Below are 17,002 nucleotides of genomic sequence, written 5' to 3'. Positions count from 1 at the left end.
CGTCGCCCGCTCAGACTTTTTCGACTTCCGGCCGGCCGAGCAGGCCGGTCGGCATGAAGATCAGCACCACGATCAGGATCGAGAACGCCGCGACGTCCTTGTACTCGACCGAGAAATAGGCCGACCAGAACGTCTCGATCAGGCCGATCAGGAGGCCGCCGAGCATTGCGCCGGGCAGCGAGCCGATGCCGCCGAGTACGGCTGCCGTAAACGCCTTGATGCCGGCGACGAAGCCCATGAAGAAGTCCACCAGGCCATAGTACAGCAGATACATCATGCCGGCGACCGAGGCGAGCGCGGCGCCGATCACGAAGGTCATCGAGATGGTGCGGTCCACGTTGACGCCGAGCAGTGCCGCCATGGTCTGATCCTGCTCGCACGCGCGCATGTCGCGGCCGAGCCGGGTCTTCGCCACAAGCCAAGTGAATATCGCCAGCAGCACGATGGTGGATACCACGACCAGAATCTGCACGTTGGACAGCCGCACGACGAAACCGTCGGCGCTCTCGTGCAGCGTGTAGCCGCCGGTGATGATCGGCGGAACCGGCTTGACGCGGGCGCCCTGCGAAACCTGGGCGAAGTTCATCAGCACGAACGACATGCCGATCGCCGACAGCATCGGGGCGAGGCGGAACGAGTGTCGCAAGGGTCGGTAGGCGATGCGCTCCACCGTCCAGCCGTACAGTGCGGTGATCGCCATCGACACCAACAGCACCACCAGCAGGATCAGTGGCACGAAGGTGAGGCCGAACGACACCAGGATCAGGAAGCTGATGAGAGCGATGAAACCGCCGATCATGAAGATGTCGCCATGGGCGAAATTGATCATGCCGACGATGCCGTAGACCATCGTATAGCCGATCGCGATCAGGCCGTAGATGGAGCCGAGGACGAGACCGTTGATGAGCTGCTGGGCGAAGTAGTCCATGCGCTGCCGTGGTCAGAGGACTCGAAGGATCAGGACTCGAGAAAGCGGATATTGCGGTGCAAACGATCCGGATCGGCTTTCGCTGCACACACGATGCGGCGAGGGCCCCGGCAGCCGGAACGTCGCTTCGCTTTTCGATTTTCTAACAGTGGGTCGCGATCGCGGCAACAGCGGCCGGTTACAACCTTCTTCCCTGTGGACGACGATGCCGCAGTTAGCGGTTCCATTCGCCGCGATGAGTTGGCGGTGAAGTCCGGCGCTATGCGACGGGTGAAATCGGGCGTGCCGCGTCGGTCGCCGGTTCAGGTCCGCGGTGGGGTCGTGGTCGGATGAAAGCGGCATTCCAACGTTCCACCTTCGCCGTTCGACCGGCACCGGGCCGGGCGTCGCGGCTATTCGGTGGGTGCGGCCCGGGAACGCTGCCGAGGCGCGGGGCGGGGTGAGAACAGGCATCATGTGGACTGCTGACGCAAATTTCATGCCGATTTCGCGGTGGAACCTGCCGCAGACGTCGTCCACAGCCGAAAGCCGAAGTTAACCTTAACAAGACGTTTCCATTGCCGTGCCGCGTTAACCTGAAGTTAGCTTCGTTGGCGCGGCCAGAAGATTCGGCGCGCTCTGGCTGGCGGGACACGGCGATGAAGACGGATTGGCGGATCAGCTCGGTGAACGGCGTTCTGCTGGCGGCCTATATCGCGCCGACATGGTTGATCGTGGCGTACCGGCTGATCGTGTCGCCGATCAACGCGCTGTACGACCGGCCGAACATCTCGGTGGCGATCTTCATCAGCGATCATCTGCATCTTGGCGCGATCGCGACGATGAAGATGGCGTGGCTGCTGGCGCTGGCCAAGCTGACGGTCGCCGGTTTCCTGCTGGTTTTTTCGGCGCTGCTGACGCGGCCGTCGGTGCGTCTGTCGGGCGGCTGCAACGAGGCGCTGGCGTTCGCGCTGACGCTCGGCAGCCTGGTGTCGTTCGTCAGCATGGTGATGGCCTCGCAGGTCGCCGAGCCTGAGGCGATGCGGCTGCATGCCACCGAGCTGCTGCTGTTTCTGAGCACCGCGATCCTGATGCTGGTCGAGCCGTCGAAGCGGCCTGCGGCCGCCGTGCGCCCGCGCGCGGCGTTCGAGCCGAACTACCCGGCCGCCGCGCAACGCTCCTGATCGCAGGTCCGACTGTCCTGTTTGCTTGACGCTGGCGCTCGGGCCGGGCGCCACCTATCTCAAAAGCTGCATAACTGTTATCGCCGCCGATCATTCGGGGCGGTGTCGCGATACTTTTTCTTTGCCGCCCGGCGTGCTTAAGTAGTCGCAATGCCGCTGTCCGAGGCGGCCGCCGATCCGGGAGGAAATATCCATGGCCATGACGATGAACGGCGAAGTCCAGTTGGACGCGCCGAAAGATTTGGTGTGGAGCAAGCTCAACGATCCGGAAGTGCTGAAGGTCTGCATTCCCGGCTGCGAGGAGCTCGAAAAGACCGAAGACGACAGCGGTTTTCGCGCGGTGGCGAAGTTGAAAGTCGGCCCGGTATCGGCCCGCTTCAAGGGCAAGGTGACGCTGTCCGATCTCGATCCTCCGAACGGCTACAAGATCACCGGTGAAGGCGAGGGTGGTGTCGCCGGCTTTGCCAAGGGCGGCGCCACGGTCGGCCTGTCCGACAAGGACGGCGGCACGCTGCTGTCCTACGATGTCGAAGCGCATATCGGCGGCAAGCTGGCCCAGCTCGGGCAGCGACTGATCAACGGCTCGGCCAAGAAGCTCGCGGACGAGTTCTTCGCCAACTTCTCCAAGGCGGTGCAGAACGGCAACGGCGCGGCCTGATGGCGCCGCGGGGTTCGATCACGCGGATGTCATTACACGGCAGCGGGTCCGGCACGGCCAGAGCCGTTCGCGGTTGCCGATCCTGGGGTTGCCTCGTAAGATCGGTTCAAGAAACACAACTAAAAGACGAGTGATCGCCGTGCAACGCGGCGGTGCGCATTGAAGAGAGGGCCGATGGCCAAGATTTCCCTGATCGTCAATGGCAAGCCTGTGACCGCGAACGTCGATCCGCGCACGCTGCTGGTGCAGTTTCTGCGCGAGAACCTGCGGCTCACCGGCACGCATGTCGGCTGCGATACCTCGCAGTGCGGCGCCTGCGTCGTGCATCTCGACGGCAAGGCGGTGAAGTCCTGCACCACGCTGGCGGTGATGGCCGACGGCCACGAAGTGACGACGATCGAAGGGCTCGCTGCCGACGGCGCGCCGCTGCATCCGATGCAGGAAGCCTTCCGCGAGCATCACGGCCTGCAGTGCGGCTTCTGCACCCCGGGCATGATCATGACCGCGGTCGACATGGTGCATCGCAAGGGCCACGAGCTCTCCGACGAGACGATTCGCGAAGAGCTCGAAGGCAATCTCTGCCGCTGCACCGGCTATCAGAACATCGTGGTGTCGATCGCGGCCGGCGCCAAGGCGATGGCGAACTCCGACCGCACCTGACCGGCTCTGCGCCGGCCCGCTTCAACGAGGCCGCGCGGCACGCCCAACGAGACGCAGGAAGCTCAGGGAAGCGCAATGTACGAATTCAAATATCACCGCCCCGGGACTGTTCGTCAGGCCGCCAATCTGCTGCTGAAGAACGAGGACGCCAAGCTGATCGCGGGCGGCCACACGCTGCTGCCGGTGATGAAGCAGCGCTTCGCGGCGCCGCCGCATCTGGTCGACCTGTCGCATATCGAAGGCCTGAGCGGCATCGAGATGAAGGGCCGCTCGCTGGTGATCGGCGCCACCGCAACCCATGCCGAGGTCGCGAATTCGGCGATCGTCGGCGAGGCGATTCCGGCGCTGGCCGAGCTGGCGTCGCTGATCGGCGATCCGGCGGTGCGCCACAAGGGCACCATCGGCGGCTCGCTCGCCAATAACGATCCGACCGCGGACTATCCGGCGGCCGTGCTGGCGCTCGGCGCCACCGTGGTCACCAACAAGCGCAAGCTGAAGGCCGAAGAGTTCTTCCAGGGGATGTACTCGACTGCGCTCGAGCCGGACGAGATCATCACCAAGGTGCAGTTTCCGCTGCCGAAGAAGGCCGCCTACATCAAGTTTCGCAACCAGGCGTCGCGCTACGCGCTGGTCGGCGTGTTCGTCGCCCGCCGTCCGTCGGACGTCCGCGTCGCGGTCACCGGGGCAGGCGCCGATGGCGTGTTTCGTGTCACTCAGTTCGAAGAGGCGCTGAAGGCGCGGTTCAATTCCAAGGCGCTCGACGGCCTGCACGTCTCCGCCGACGGGCTGAACAGCGATCTGCACGGCAGCGCCGAATATCGTGCGCATTTGATCGGCGTGCTCACCAAGCGTGCGGTCGACGCCGCCAACGGCAAGGCGTGAGCCTGCAACCGGATCGGCCATGACCGCAACCGCGCCTCCCGCCTCCGTCGACGCCACGCTCGAATTGCTGACGAGCCGCGGCTATCTCGCCGAGCGGTCGCTGGCGACGGTGGTGTTTCTGGCGCTGCGGATGGGCCGGCCGTTGTTTCTCGAAGGCGAGGCCGGCGTCGGCAAGACCGAGATCGCCAAGGTGCTGTCGGCCGCGCTCGGCCGCCGGCTGATCCGGCTGCAGTGCTACGAGGGTCTCGACGTCGCTTCCGCGGTGTATGAGTGGAATTCGTCGGCGCAGATGATCGCGATCCGGCTGGCCGAAGCCGCCGGCGACACCGACCGCGATCAGCTCTCCAGCGACATCTTCTCCGAGCGCTTCCTGATCAAGCGGCCGCTGCTGCAGGCGCTGGAGCCGGACACGGCGGGCGCGCCGGTGCTGCTGATCGACGAGCTCGACCGCGCCGACGAGGCGTTCGAGGCGTATCTGCTCGAAGTGCTCAGCGACTTCCAGGTCACCATTCCGGAGTTCGGCACCATCAAGGCGCCGGCGCCGCCGATCGTGATCGTCACCTCGAACCGCACCCGCGAAATCCACGACGCGCTGAAGCGGCGCTGCCTGTATCACTGGGTCGACTATCCGAACGCCCAGCGCGAATTGGCGATCGTGAAGTCGCGCGTGCCGGGGATCTCGGCCAAGCTGTCGCAGCAGGTGGTGAACTTCGTCCAGGCGCTGCGCGAGCAGGATTTCTACAAATCGCCGGGCGTCGCCGAAACGCTCGACTGGGCGACCGCGCTGACCGAACTCGACGCCCGCGCGCTGACCGCCGAAGTCGTCGGCGACACCCTCGGCGCGCTGCTCAAGTACCAGGACGACATCGCCCGGATGCAGGGCGACACCGTGCAGAAACTGGTCAAGGACGCGACCGAAGGGAAGTAATAGGCCTCTTTAGCCGGGTTCTCTGGTTTGTTGCCTGCTTCGTCTTCCGCCGCACCGGCAGCGCGCCCCCTCTCCCGCTTGCGGGGGAGGGTTGGGGTGGGGGAGCCCCAGGCACCGTGCTCGCGTCGCCCTCACCCCACCCCTCTCCCGCAAGCGGGAGAGGGAGCAGGCCGCCCGAGCGGCGAGGGCGTGGACTGACTAGAGTTCGTCATTCCGGGGCGCGAGCGAAAGCTCGCGAACCCGGAATCTGAAGCCGGCACTGACGTCGAGATTCCGGGTTCGCGCCTTCGGTGCGCCCCGGAATGACAAGTTGAGAGAGCGTGGCAAACGATGCAGCGTAATCCGACCGCGATGATCGATCATCTCAATCCGCCGACCGGCAAGATGGCGGACAATGTGGTCGGCTTTGCGCGGGCGCTGCGGGCGGCGGGGCTGCCGGTCGGGCCGGGCGCGGTGATCGACGCGCTGGATGCGCTGCAACTGATCGAGATCGGCCAGCGCGACGATCTCTACGCCACGCTGGAAGCGATCTTCGTCAAGCGCCGCGAGCATCTGTTGATCTTCGACCAGGCGTTCGCGCTGTTCTTCCGTGCCGCCGAAGACTGGCAGCACATGCTGGATTCGATCCCGCTGCCGGATGCCGCCAAGAAGAAGCCGCCGCCGGCCTCGCGCCGGGTCCAGGAGGCGATGGCGCCCGCCGCGACGCGCGACATGCCGTCGGCCGAGGAGCAGGAGCTGCGGCTTGCCGTCTCCGACAAGGAGATCCTGCAAAAGAAAGACTTCGCGCAGATGAGCGCCGCCGAGATCGCCGAAGTCACGCGTGCGATTGAGCGGATGCGGCTGCCGCAGGCCGAGCTGCGCACCCGCCGTGTCAGGCCGGATCGCCGCGGCCTGAAGCTCGATCTGCGCCGCACGCTGCGCGCCTCGTTGCGCACCGGCGGGGAGGTCGTCGACATCAAGCGGCTCGGCCTGATCGACAAGCCGGCGCCGATCGTGGCGCTGCTCGATATCTCCGGCTCGATGAGCGAATACACCCGGCTGTTCCTGCATTTCCTCCATGCCATCACCGACGACCGCAAGCGGGTGTCGACCTTCCTGTTCGGCACGCGGCTGACCAACGTCACCCGCGCGCTGCGCCAGCGCGATCCGGACGAAGCGCTCGCGAGCTGCACCTCCTCGGTCGAAGACTGGGCCGGCGGCACGCGGATCGCGACCTCGCTGCACAGCTTCAACAAGCTGTGGGCGCGGCGGGTGCTCGGCCAGGGCGCGATCGTGCTCTTGATTTCCGACGGGCTGGAGCGCGAAAGCGACGCCAAGCTGGCGTTCGAGATGGACCGGCTGCATCGCTCCTGCCGGCGGCTGATCTGGCTCAATCCGCTGCTGCGCTACGACGGTTTCGAGCCGCGCGCCCAGGGCATCAAAATGATGCTACCTCACGTTGACGAATTCCGTCCGGTGCATAATCTGACCTCGATGCACACGCTGATCGCGGCGCTGTCGTCGGTACCGCCGCCGCACCATTTCAGCACGCTCCGTTCCGTCGCCTGACCGATGCCCAGCATCAAGTAAGAGGAGACGCCTCCATGCAGCTCGACCGCGACGAAGACATCCTGCGGGCCGCCGAAGCCTGGCGCAAAGCCGGCCGCGGAGTGGCGCTCGCCACCGTGGTGGAAACCTGGGGATCGGCGCCGCGCCCGGCGGGCTCCAGCCTGGTGATCAATGACGAGGGCACCTTTCTCGGCTCAGTGTCGGGCGGCTGCGTCGAAGGCGCGGTCGTCACCGAAGCGCTCGACGTGATCGACAGCGGTACGCCGAAACTGCTCGAATTCGGCGTCGCCGACGAGGCCGCCTGGAAGGTCGGGCTGAGTTGCGGCGGCACCATCCGGGTGTTCGTCGAAAAGGTTGATTAGTTCGCGCGGCGAGGAAGTGGGGCGTAGCCTGTGAAGTTCGAGATCCTGCAGCAACTCAACGCCGAGCGCGCGGCGCGGCGCCCTGCGATCGTGGTCACCGACACCGCGACAGGCGCGCAGCGGCTGGTGAAAGCCGCCGACATTGCCGCTGATCCGCTTGCCGCCGAGCTCGACAAGCAGCTCCGCATGGGCAAGAGCGCGACCGTCGACGCAGGCGGCCAGAAGCTGTTTCTCAACGTCTATGCGCCGACCGCCAAGCTGGTGATCGTCGGCGCGGTGCATATCAGCCAAGCGCTGGCGCCGCTGGCGCGCTCGCTCGGCTACGACGTCACCGTGGTCGATCCGCGCACCGCATTCGCCAGCCCCGAGCGCTTCCCCGACGTGCCGTTGATCGCCGAGTGGCCCGACGTCGCGCTGCCGCCGCTGAACATCGATCACTACACCGCCTTCGTGGCGCTGACCCACGATCCCAAGATCGACGATCCGGCGCTGCTGCACGCCTTCGCGCGCGATTGCTTCTACATCGGCGCGCTCGGCTCGAAGAAAACCCATGCCAAGCGGCTGGAGCGGCTGAAGGGGCAGGGAGCCTCCGACGCCGACCTCGGCCGCATTCACGCGCCGATCGGGCTGGCGATCGGCGCGGTGTCGCCGTCCGAGATCGCGGTGTCGATCATGGCGGAAATCACCGCGGCGCTGCGGCTGCCGGCATCGTCCAAGGCGGCTGCGGCATGAAGTTCGGTCCGCGCCGCCCGGCCGATGCGATCGGCGGCGTCACCGTGCATTCGCTGCGGCAGAACAGTCTGCTGCTGAAGAAGGGCACGACGATCGGTCCGGCCGAAGTCGCTGCCTTGGAGAAGGCGGGCATCGCCGAGATCGTGGTGGTGCAGCTCGAACCCGGCGACGTATCCGAGGATGTCGCGGCCGGGGATGTGGCTGCGGCCGTCGCCGGTGACGGCGTCAATGTCGATCGCGCCTTCACCGGCCGCGCCAATCTGTTCGCGGCGCGGGCCGGGGTGCTGGCGATCGATCGCGCGGCGGTCGATCGTATCAATGCGGTCGACGAAGCGATCACGTTGGCGACGCTGCCGGCGTTCAAGCCGGTGGTGGAAGGTGAGATGGTGGCCACCGTCAAGCTGATCCCGTTCGGTGTCGAAGGCCGCCTGCGCGACGCCGCGGTGGCGGCGGCGCAGGGCGGCGCGCTGCGGGTCGCGCCTTACGTGATCAAGCGCGTCGGTGTCGTGTCGACGCTGCTGCCCGGTCTCGCCGCCAAGGTGATCGACAAGACGCAGCGCGTCACGGCCGAGCGGCTGGCGCCGGCGGGTGCAGCGATCATCGCCGAGCGCCGCGTCGCGCATGAAGAGGCTGCGCTGTCGGCTGCGATCCAAGAGCTTGTTGGGCTCGGCGCCGAGATGGTGATCGTGTTCGGCGCCTCGGCGATCGCGGACCGCCGCGACGTCATCCCGGCGGCGATCGGCGCGGTCGGCGGCACGATTTCGCATTTCGGGATGCCGGTCGACCCGGGCAATCTGCTGCTGGTGGGCTCGGTCTCGGGCGTACCGCTGCTCGGCGCGCCGGGCTGTGCGCGCTCGCCGGTCGAGAACGGCTTCGACTGGGTGCTGATGCGGCTGCTCGCGGGGCTGAGCGTCACCCGCGCCGACATCACCGCGATGGGCGTCGGCGGACTGCTGATGGAAATCGTGACACGGCCGCAGCCGCGCGTGCCGGTCGCCGAGAGCGGCCGCAACGTCGCTGCGATCGTGCTGGCCGCAGGGCGCGGCACGCGGATGCGCGGGCCGAATAAGCTGCTGGCCGACCTCAACGGCAAGCCGCTGGTGCGGATCGTCGCCGAGCAGGTGCTGGCCTCGCAAGCTGCGCGCACCATCGTCGTCACCGGTCATCAGTCCGGCGAGGTCGAAGCGGCGCTGCATGGGCTAGATCTCACCTTCGTGCACAATCCGGATTTCGCCGAAGGCATCGCCTCGTCGGTCAAGGCCGGCATCGCGGCGCTCGGCGAGGATGCCGACGGCGCGATCGTCTGCCTCGGCGACATGCCGCTGATCGACGCTGCCTTGATCGACCGGATGATCACCGCGTTCGATCCCGATCGCGGCGCGCTGATCGTGGTCCCGGTCGCCGAGGGGCGCCGCGGCAATCCGGTGCTGTGGTCGCGGCGGTTCTTCGCCGAGCTGATGACGCTCGGCGGCGACGTCGGCGCCCGCCACCTGATCGCCAAGCACGGCGAAGCGGTGGCCGAACTGGCGGTCGAAGGCGACGCGGCGTTCCTCGACATCGACACCCCGCAAGCGCTCGATCAGGCGCGTCGCGGCTGATCGGCTGCGCGTCAGGCTCGCGCCTGCAGCCGCGTCGCGAGCTTCGCCGCAGCCTTGGCGCCGGCAGGCTGTTTCCAGATCAGCGTGACTTCGCGCTGCAGCGTCAGTCCGCCGACGTCGAGTGCTCGCAAGTTCGCGCTGCCCCAGCTCGTCGGCGCCAGCGTGCAGCCGACCCCCGCGGCGACCAGCAAAGCCGCGGTGGATTCCTGCCGCGTCTTGGCGACGATACGAAACCGCACGCCTGCTGCGTTGAGCAGCCGCCGGCCTGTGCCGACGCGTTCGCAGCCCTGACGCAACACGAAGGGCTGGCCATCGAGTTCGGCGAGCGCCACGGTGCGGCGGCCCGCCCACGGATGATCCGGCCCCACGAACAGCCGGAACGGCTCGCTCAGCAGCAGCTTGCGGTGCAGATTACGATGCGGCGCGATCGACAGCGCCAGATCGAGGCTGCCGGTCGCGACCAGCTTTTCGAGCTCGTCGGCCGGTGCTTCGATCAGTTCGATCGTACCGTCCTCGGCGGGCAGCAGTTTCGGCAGCCAATCGGCAGCGAGGCTGGGTAGGACGCCGAGCTTCAGCCGGGCCGGCGCCGGTCCGCTCAGCTCGCGCTTCGCCTCCGCCAGCGTCTGCAGCGCCGTGCGCACTCTGCCTTCGAGGCGCTTGGCGCTCGGCAGCGCGCGGATGCCGCGGCCGTCGGGCGCGAACAGCGGCGCGCCGAACTCGCGCTCCAGCCCTTTCAGGGCCTGCGACAGGGTCGGCTGGGTAATGCCGAGTTCACCGGCGGCGCGTGACACCGAGCCGGCCTGCATCACGGCCAGAAAATAGCGCAGGTGCTGCACATTCATTGGAAAATCCAATTAATCTTTGCGAACGATTGATTTTACCAGATCCAGCCTGGGCGGCTAGATCGTCGCTGGCATCGCGGCAGTCAGGGAGAAGCCGTTATGGTGGTGGCAATTGATCGTCAGGGAGCCGTCGGCATCGTCACGCTGAATCGGCCGCGGGCCCGCAACGCGCTGTCGCGGGAGCTGATCACAGCGCTGGCCGCCGCGCTCGATGAGCTGGAGCGAGACGCGGCGATCGCAGCGGTCGTGCTCACCGGCCGGGACGTGTTCTGCGCCGGCGCCGATATCGCCGAGATGCACGGCATCGATCTGGCGACGGCGCTGGCCGAAGACTTCTCCGGCTGCTGTGACCGGCTGGCCTCGTGCACCAAGCCGCTGATTGCGGCGGTCGAAGGCTACGCGATCGGCGGCGGCTGCGAGTTGATCGAGATGTGCGACCTGGTGATCGCCGGCGTCGGCGCCAAATTCGGTCACCCGGAGATCGCGCTCGGGACGCTGTCCGGCGGTGGCGGCACGCAAAGGCTGGCGCGCGCGATCGGTCGCGCCCGCGCGATGGATCTGGTGCTCACCGGCCGGCTGATTTCGGCTGTCGAAGCGGAGCGGATCGGGCTGATCAGCCGGACGGTCGAGGACGGCACTGCGCGCGCAGCCGCGTGCGAGGCCGCAGCGCAGATCGCGGCGCATCCGATCCATGCGGTGCGATTCGCCAAGCAGGCGGTCGACCGCGCCGTATCGGTCGGACTCGCCGACGGACTGGCGCTCGAGCGGCGGCTGTTTCATCTCAGTCTCGCCGCCGGTGAATTTCACCCGCGTCTCGAACAGTTTCTGGCGCGGCGCGGCCCGGGCGGCTGATTGCTGTCGCCGTGTCTGGCGGTCTTTGTGGTTCGTTCACCAAGTTGAAACGGCCGCCCAGATAATTTGGAACCCGGGTTGAACCTCGGGGGAGGGGACGTTGGATTCATCGAATTCCGCGTGGCGCAAGGCTGCGCTGGTTGCTGCTGTCTGGGGCGCGTGTTTGCATTTTGCTGCGCCGCTGAATGCTGCCGGAGCGTTGGCGGTGGGCAAATGCGGCGCCTATGGTCAGGCCTACGACTATCCGGCCGAGGCGGCCGCGATCGCCGCTGCGCGGCAGCGCTGCAAGGGCGATTGCACCACGGTGACGATGCGACGTGCCTGCGCGGCGCTCGCCATCGACATGAGCAATCCGTGCGGGGCTCACGGCTATGCGGTGGAGTCGAAGATCTCGTCGTCGCTCAACGCAGCGACGCGCCGGTGCTACGAGTACGGCGGCAAGGAATGTGTGATCCGGGCCTGGGCCTGCGACGCCAAGGGCTGAGCTTCACGATCTTGGCTGCCGAAGCGATGTTCACCGCTGGCCGGCCTCGCCATCCGGCCGATCGCAAGGCGGTCGACGAGACTCTCGACGACCTCAAGTTCCACGCCTGATCCGGGACGGCTATTCCGGCATCGGCCGCGGCCGTTCCTTGCGATCTTCCGCGCGGTAGTTTTCCGTCGCCGCCGTCTCGGTCATCTGCTTCTCGGCGGCCGTACGCGTCCGATTCCGCATCAGGGCGTAGGCGATCGCGATGCCAAGCACGATAATTCCGATTCCCCACAGCCATTCCGTCGACATCTGCTCTCTCCCTGAATGTTCGCGTCGGGACAATCCCGGGCATTGTCGGCCGTTCCCGATCGTTCGCCTCGTAGGAAGCGGTTTAGTCGGTCGTTAGGCATTGCTCACGGAAACCGTGGGCGGCAGTACTGCATCAACGCGTCGTAAGTGCATGAAGGTCCAATAGGAGAACGGCGAAGTCGCCCGTTCTGCGGACCAAAGCGTGACCGATCAGTTCCTCCTCGACAACGACCGCCGGGCGTCAGACGCGGCGGACCCCGAGCATCCGATGCGTGGCTCCGGGGCGCGTCGACGCTTCCTGCTGGGGACGCTGATCGTCAACATCGCCGCACTCTCGATCGACGTCGCCGTGCTGGACCCGCAGCACTTGACGCTGGCCGCCGGGCTGCGTCTGCTGGTGGTGACGCCGCTGGTGCTGGTTGCGCTCGCGCTCAATCGCCGGCCAGCCGATCGGCCGCTGCAATCGGCCGTTCAGGCGACCGCAGTGGTCGCCTTCGCGCTGTCGGTGACGGCGATCGGCCAATTCGCGCCGGAGCCGTTCGCCGGGCGCTACATGATGGCGGCGCTGTTCGTCATCTTCGCCGGCGCGCTGGTGTCGGCGCTGTCGTGGGGCGCCACCAAGATCATGACCGTCACTGCCACGGTGCTGTACATGCTGATCACTGTGACCGGCCTGCGCTGGCCGCCGGCATGGACCAACATCGATCTGGTCGGACTCTGCATCATCACCTGTGTGATCGCATTGCGCGCCCGGGAGCGAAAGGATGCGCAGATCGCCGAACTGGAGGCGATCCGCCGCAGCGACGCCCGGCTGAAGCGCGATCTGCGCCGGGCCAACGCGGCGCTGGAGCGGTTATCGGCGACGGACGCGCTGACCGGCGTGTTCAACCGGCGCTACCTGGACGAACTGATCGAGCAGGAGACCGCCTCGATCGTGCCGTCACTCGGGCAGAGCGTGCTGATGATCGACGTCGATCACTTCAAGCTGTTCAACGACCATGGCGGCCACGCCGCCGGCGATCGCTGCCTGCAGCAGATCGTCGCCGCCGTCCGCCGCAACCTGCGCGCCTGCGACGTGGTGGTGCGCTACGGCGGCGAGGAGTTCGCCGTTGTGCTGCCCGGGCTCGACCAAGCCGAGCTGCAGGAGACCGCCGAGCGGCTGTGCCATGCGGTCAAAGAGCTGAAGATCGCGCATCCCGGCCTCGGCGAGGCGGAGATCGTCACCATCAGCGTCGGCATTGCGCCCGCCGTGCCTGCCGAGACGCTGGCGGACGCGATCCAGCGGGCCGACCAATCGCTTTATCGCGCCAAACGCGGCGGACGGAATCGAGTCAGCGTCTGAACCGCCGCTGTCCAAAGGGCGTAACGCAGAGATCTTGATTATGACTGACCAGTCAGTCATAATGTTAAGATGAAGCGTGCCTCAAGCAATCCGCCGGTTTCTGCTCCCGCCGCTGCGAAGCAAGCTGCTGCGGCCCGCGGCTCCACGTCAGCGGCCAAGCCAGCTTCGGAAGCCGAGGCGCTCTCGACCCGTGCTGCCAAGGCGGCGGAACGACGCGCCGCCATCATCGAGGCGGCGCTCGACGAGTTCACCGCGCGCGGTTTTGCGGCGACCCGGATCGACGATGTCGCCAAGCGTGCCGGCGTCGCCAAGGGCACGATCTATCTGCACTTCACCGACAAAGAGGCGATGTTCCAGGAGCTGGTGCGAACCGCACTGGTGCCGACGATGCAGCGGCTGACGGCGCAGCCGGCATCCGGCGTATCGGCGCGGCAGTTGCTGGAGACCTTCGCCGAGACCTTCGTGCGCGAAGTCGCGCAGACGCGGCGCGGCGACATTCTGCGGCTGGTGATGGCGGAGGGCACGCGGTTTCCGTCGCTGGCCGAATTCCACTACCGCACCGTGGTCGAGCCCGGCATCGCCGGCATCCGCCGCATCCTGGAGATCGGCGTCGCCCGCGGCGAGATTCGCGCCGCGGCGCTGGCGCAGTTCCCTCAGCTCGCGGTCGCCCCGGTGGTGCTGTCGGTGATCTGGCAGGGGCTGTTCGGCCGGTTCGCGCCGCTCGACGTCCAGGCGATGCTGCGCGCGCATCTCGATCTGATCTTCGGCGAAAGGACGGCGCCATGACGCGACCCTCGCTCGTTCTGCGCGGCTGCGCCGCAATCCTTCTCGCGATGGTGCTCGCAAGCTGCGGCAAGGGCAACGATCCCGGCTATCAGGGCTGGGTCGAGGCCGATCTGATCTTCGTCAGTCCCGATGAATCCGGCCGCGTTACCAAGCTCACGGTGCGCGAGGGCGACGAGGCCAGGACAGGCGCGCTGATCTACACGCTCGACGACGATCTGCAGCAGGCCGACCTCAATCAGAATCTCGCCACGCTCGCCAACGCCAAGCAGAGCTTCGACCGCGCCCAATCGTTGTCGAAGACCGGTTCCGGCACCCAGGCCAATCTCGACTCCGCGATCTCGGCCCTGCGGGTCGCCGAAGCCAGGGTCGAGACCTCCAAGACCCGGCTGGCGCGTCGTGAAATCCGCGCACCGGTTACCGGCACGGTGCAGCAGATCTACTTCCGCGAAGGCGAGATGGTGGCGGCGCAGAAGCCGGTGCTGTCGATCCTGCCGCCGGGCAACATGAAGATCCGTTTCTACGTGCCGGAGCCGGAGCTGCCGAAGCTCGCGATCGGCGACAAGGTGCGGGTCAGTTGCGACAATTGCGCGCCGGATCTGTCGGCCGAGATTTACTTCATCTCGACGACGGCGGAGTACACCCCGCCGGTGATCTATAGTCTCGATGAGCGCAGCAAGCTCGTCTATCTGATCCAGGCGCGGCCGAACAAGCCGGCCAGCCTGCGGGTCGGCCAGCCGGTCAGCGTCTATGTCGCGCCGAAGGCTGCGCCTTCCCCGGTGGCGACCGGCCGGTCATGACCGGCGCGCCGACCATCGCGGCCGATACCCGCGACATCGCGATCGATGTCCGCGGCCTCACCAAGTCGTTCAACGGCCGCGAGGTCGTGCACGACCTGTCGATGCAGGTGAAGCGCGGCTCGATCTACGGCTTCCTCGGCCCCAACGGCTCCGGCAAGACCACCACGATCCGGATGCTGTGCGGCCTGCTGACGCCGGATCGCGGCGAGGGCACCTGTCTCGGCTTCGACATCCGCACCGAGGCTGACAAGATCAAACGCCGCGTCGGCTACATGACGCAGCGCTTCAGCCTGTATCAGGATTTGTCGGTGCGGGAGAATCTCGAATTCGTCGCGCGGCTGTACGGCGTGCCCGATGCGCGCGGCGCGGCGCGCGAAATGATCAAGCGGCTCGGGCTGTCGGGCCGCGAGGAGCAGCTTGCCGGCGAACTGTCCGGGGGGTGGAAGCAGCGGCTGGCGCTCGGCGCCTGCACGCTGCCGAGCCCGCAACTGCTGCTGCTCGACGAACCGACCGCCGGCGTCGACCCCAAGGCGCGCCGCGATTTCTGGAACGAGATTCACGCGCTCGCCGCCGAAGGTCTCACCGTGCTGGTCTCGACCCACTACATGGACGAAGCCGAGCGCTGTCACGAGATCGCCTACATCGCATACGGTTATCTGCTCGCACACGGCACCGTCGATCAGGTGATTGCCGGCTCGCAGCTCACCACCTGGGTCGCCACCGGCGAAGGCCTCGGCGCGTTGGCGCATGAACTCGCCGGCAAGCCGGGCGTCGACATGGTGGCGCCGTTCGGCACCAGCCTGCACGTCTCGGGCCGCGATCAGGCCGCGCTCGATCGGACGCTCGCGCCGTATCGCAGCGATCCGCGACAGACCTGGCAGCACGGTGCGCCGTCGCTCGAGGACGTGTTTATCGAGCTGATGAGCCGGTCGAAGGACAACTTCCGATGACCGCCGCAGACGACGCTCCGAGGCGTGACCCGCCGCTGAAAGAACGGCGGTTCGGCTTCCTGCGCCGCAGCTACGCGATGCTGGTCAAGGAGCTGATTCAGCTCAAGCGCGACCGGCTGACCTTCGCGATGATCATCGTGATCCCGGTGATGCAGCTTCTGCTGTTTGGCTACGCCATCAACACTACGCCGCGGCATCTTCCGACCGCGGTGCTGCTGCAGGAAGATTCCGACCTCGGCCGCTCGATCCTGAAGGCGCTGGAGAATACCGCGTACTTCAAGTTCACCCGCGAGGTGCACAGCGTCCGCGAGTTCGACGATCTGTTGCTGTCCGGGCGCGTGCTGTTCGGCGTCGAAATCCCGCGCGGGTTCGAGCGCGCGGTACGGCGCGGCGAGAAGCCCGCGATCCTGGTCGCCGCCGACGCCACCGATCCGGTGGCTGCCGGCTCGGCGTTGTCGGCGCTCGGCCAGATCGTGCAGAACGCGTTGATCCACGACCGGGTCGCCGGCGATCCCGCCAATCCGCCGTTCGAAATCCGGGCCCATGCCCGCTACAATCCGGCCGCCTCGTCGCGCCTCAACATCGTGCCCGGTCTGGTCGGTACGATCCTGACCATGACCATGCTGATCTTCACCGCGCTGTCGGTGACCCGCGAGATTGAGCGCGGCACCATGGAGAACCTGCTGTCGATGCCGATCACCCCGGTCGAGGTGATGCTCGGGAAGATTCTGCCGTATGTCGGCGTCGGCTTCATTCAGGCGTCGCTGATCATCGGCATCGGCGTATTGCTGTTCGGGGTGCCGCTGCTCGGCAGTCTGGCGCTGCTGGCGCTGTTGTCGACGCTGTTCATCACCACCAATCTGGCGATCGGCTACACCTTCTCGACGCTGGTGCAGAACCAGCTCCAGGCGATGCAGGCTTCGATGATGTTCTTCCTGCCGTCGATCCTGTTGTCCGGATTCATGTTCCCGTTCGCCGGGATGCCGGTGTGGGCGCAATATATCGGCGAATGCCTGCCGCTGACGCATTACTTGCGGATCGTCCGCTCGATCATGCTGAAGGGCTCGTCGCTGGAAAATCTGCACTACGACGCGATCGCGCTGGTGGTGCTGATGCTGGTGGCGATGACGATCGCAGTGACGCGCTTCCGCCGCACGCTCGATTGACTGCGCCCGCCGAACCATGCTGCGGCG

Annotated in this window: 19 protein-coding genes; 16 read left to right on the top strand and 3 right to left on the bottom strand. The window is 66.7% G+C overall.

What is annotated here, in order from left to right:
• Positions 1–10: 10 nt before the first annotated feature.
• Positions 11–928 carry an ABC transporter permease subunit gene (locus FLL57_RS14520; RefSeq protein WP_013501309.1) on the bottom strand — a complete coding sequence of 306 codons (918 nt, stop codon included), beginning with the start codon at positions 926–928 and terminating at the stop codon, positions 11–13.
• Positions 929–1,566: 638 nt separating this feature from the next.
• Between FLL57_RS14520 and FLL57_RS14515 the strand changes: the two genes are divergently transcribed.
• The 9 genes from FLL57_RS14515 to FLL57_RS14475 all read left to right on the top strand — a co-directional run bounded on the left by FLL57_RS14515 (position 1,567) and on the right by FLL57_RS14475 (position 9,459).
• On the top strand, positions 1,567–2,091 hold the full coding sequence (locus tag FLL57_RS14515) for a hypothetical protein (protein ID WP_047307252.1): 525 nt from the start codon (positions 1,567–1,569) through the stop codon (positions 2,089–2,091).
• A gap of 193 nt (positions 2,092–2,284) precedes the next feature.
• Positions 2,285–2,749: a CoxG family protein gene (locus tag FLL57_RS14510; RefSeq protein ID WP_011159342.1), complete on the top strand. Its 465-nt coding sequence runs from the start codon at positions 2,285–2,287 to the stop codon at positions 2,747–2,749.
• Positions 2,750–2,923: 174 nt separating this feature from the next.
• Entirely contained in the window at positions 2,924–3,409 is a 486-nt protein-coding gene (locus FLL57_RS14505) for a (2Fe-2S)-binding protein (RefSeq protein WP_013501311.1), read from the top strand.
• A gap of 75 nt (positions 3,410–3,484) precedes the next feature.
• Positions 3,485–4,291, top strand: coding sequence for an FAD binding domain-containing protein (locus FLL57_RS14500; RefSeq protein ID WP_142883252.1), 807 nt, complete (start codon positions 3,485–3,487; stop codon positions 4,289–4,291).
• 19 nt (positions 4,292–4,310) lie between these two features.
• The gene (locus FLL57_RS14495) at positions 4,311–5,219 is read left to right on the top strand and encodes an AAA family ATPase (RefSeq protein WP_142883251.1); all 909 of its coding nucleotides are present in this window, start codon (positions 4,311–4,313) and stop codon (positions 5,217–5,219) included.
• A gap of 330 nt (positions 5,220–5,549) precedes the next feature.
• Positions 5,550–6,767 (top strand): vWA domain-containing protein, encoded by a 1,218-nt coding sequence (locus tag FLL57_RS14490; protein ID WP_142883250.1) that lies wholly within the window; start codon positions 5,550–5,552, stop codon positions 6,765–6,767.
• Positions 6,768–6,802: 35 nt separating this feature from the next.
• Complete coding sequence (locus FLL57_RS14485) at positions 6,803–7,129, top strand: XdhC family protein (protein WP_142883249.1); 327 nt, start codon at positions 6,803–6,805, stop codon at positions 7,127–7,129.
• A 30-nt stretch (positions 7,130–7,159) separates the two neighbouring features.
• Positions 7,160–7,861, top strand: a complete 702-nt coding sequence (locus FLL57_RS14480; RefSeq protein WP_142883248.1) for an XdhC family protein — start codon at positions 7,160–7,162, stop codon at positions 7,859–7,861.
• Complete coding sequence (locus tag FLL57_RS14475; RefSeq protein ID WP_142883247.1) at positions 7,858–9,459, top strand: NTP transferase domain-containing protein; 1,602 nt, start codon at positions 7,858–7,860, stop codon at positions 9,457–9,459. Before FLL57_RS14480 ends, FLL57_RS14475 begins: the two co-directional genes overlap by 4 nt.
• An 11-nt stretch (positions 9,460–9,470) precedes the next feature.
• On the opposite strand, the gene FLL57_RS14470 is transcribed toward FLL57_RS14475, so the two are convergent.
• Complete coding sequence (locus FLL57_RS14470; protein ID WP_142883246.1) at positions 9,471–10,301, bottom strand: LysR family transcriptional regulator; 831 nt, start codon at positions 10,299–10,301, stop codon at positions 9,471–9,473.
• A gap of 99 nt (positions 10,302–10,400) precedes the next feature.
• Between FLL57_RS14470 and FLL57_RS14465 the strand changes: the two genes are divergently transcribed.
• Together FLL57_RS14465 and FLL57_RS14460 are read left to right on the top strand one after the other, a co-directional pair.
• Positions 10,401–11,153, top strand: a complete 753-nt coding sequence (locus FLL57_RS14465; RefSeq protein WP_142883245.1) for an enoyl-CoA hydratase-related protein — start codon at positions 10,401–10,403, stop codon at positions 11,151–11,153.
• A gap of 136 nt (positions 11,154–11,289) precedes the next feature.
• On the top strand, positions 11,290–11,637 hold the full coding sequence (locus FLL57_RS14460) for a DUF4189 domain-containing protein (RefSeq protein WP_235677276.1): 348 nt from the start codon (positions 11,290–11,292) through the stop codon (positions 11,635–11,637).
• A 120-nt stretch (positions 11,638–11,757) separates the two neighbouring features.
• Here FLL57_RS14460 and FLL57_RS23350 read toward each other — a convergent pair whose 3' ends face one another.
• A complete protein-coding gene (locus tag FLL57_RS23350; protein ID WP_013501322.1) occupies positions 11,758–11,934 on the bottom strand; it encodes a hypothetical protein in 177 nt (58 codons plus the stop codon).
• Between the two features lie 202 nt (positions 11,935–12,136).
• Here FLL57_RS23350 and FLL57_RS14455 point away from each other — a divergent pair, with 202 nt between their 5' ends.
• The 5 genes from FLL57_RS14455 (at position 12,137) to FLL57_RS14435 (ending at position 16,975) form a co-directional block, all read left to right on the top strand.
• The gene (locus FLL57_RS14455; protein WP_142883243.1) at positions 12,137–13,276 is read left to right on the top strand and encodes a GGDEF domain-containing protein; all 1,140 of its coding nucleotides are present in this window, start codon (positions 12,137–12,139) and stop codon (positions 13,274–13,276) included.
• 69 nt (positions 13,277–13,345) lie between these two features.
• Positions 13,346–14,062 (top strand): TetR/AcrR family transcriptional regulator, encoded by a 717-nt coding sequence (locus FLL57_RS14450; RefSeq protein WP_142883242.1) that lies wholly within the window; start codon positions 13,346–13,348, stop codon positions 14,060–14,062.
• Positions 14,059–14,859, top strand: a complete 801-nt coding sequence (locus tag FLL57_RS14445; protein ID WP_013501325.1) for an HlyD family secretion protein — start codon at positions 14,059–14,061, stop codon at positions 14,857–14,859. Before FLL57_RS14450 ends, FLL57_RS14445 begins: the two co-directional genes overlap by 4 nt.
• On the top strand, positions 14,856–15,809 hold the full coding sequence (locus FLL57_RS14440; RefSeq protein ID WP_142883241.1) for an ABC transporter ATP-binding protein: 954 nt from the start codon (positions 14,856–14,858) through the stop codon (positions 15,807–15,809). Before FLL57_RS14445 ends, FLL57_RS14440 begins: the two co-directional genes overlap by 4 nt.
• Positions 15,806–16,975 carry an ABC transporter permease gene (locus tag FLL57_RS14435; RefSeq protein WP_013501327.1) on the top strand — a complete coding sequence of 390 codons (1,170 nt, stop codon included), beginning with the start codon at positions 15,806–15,808 and terminating at the stop codon, positions 16,973–16,975. Before FLL57_RS14440 ends, FLL57_RS14435 begins: the two co-directional genes overlap by 4 nt.
• Positions 16,976–17,002: the final 27 nt, after the last annotated feature.

Origin of the sequence: Rhodopseudomonas palustris (assembly GCF_007005445.1) — a bacterium.
GTDB classification, from domain to species: domain Bacteria; phylum Pseudomonadota; class Alphaproteobacteria; order Rhizobiales; family Xanthobacteraceae; genus Rhodopseudomonas; species Rhodopseudomonas palustris_G.
This window is presented reverse-complemented; position numbering and strand designations above follow the sequence as displayed.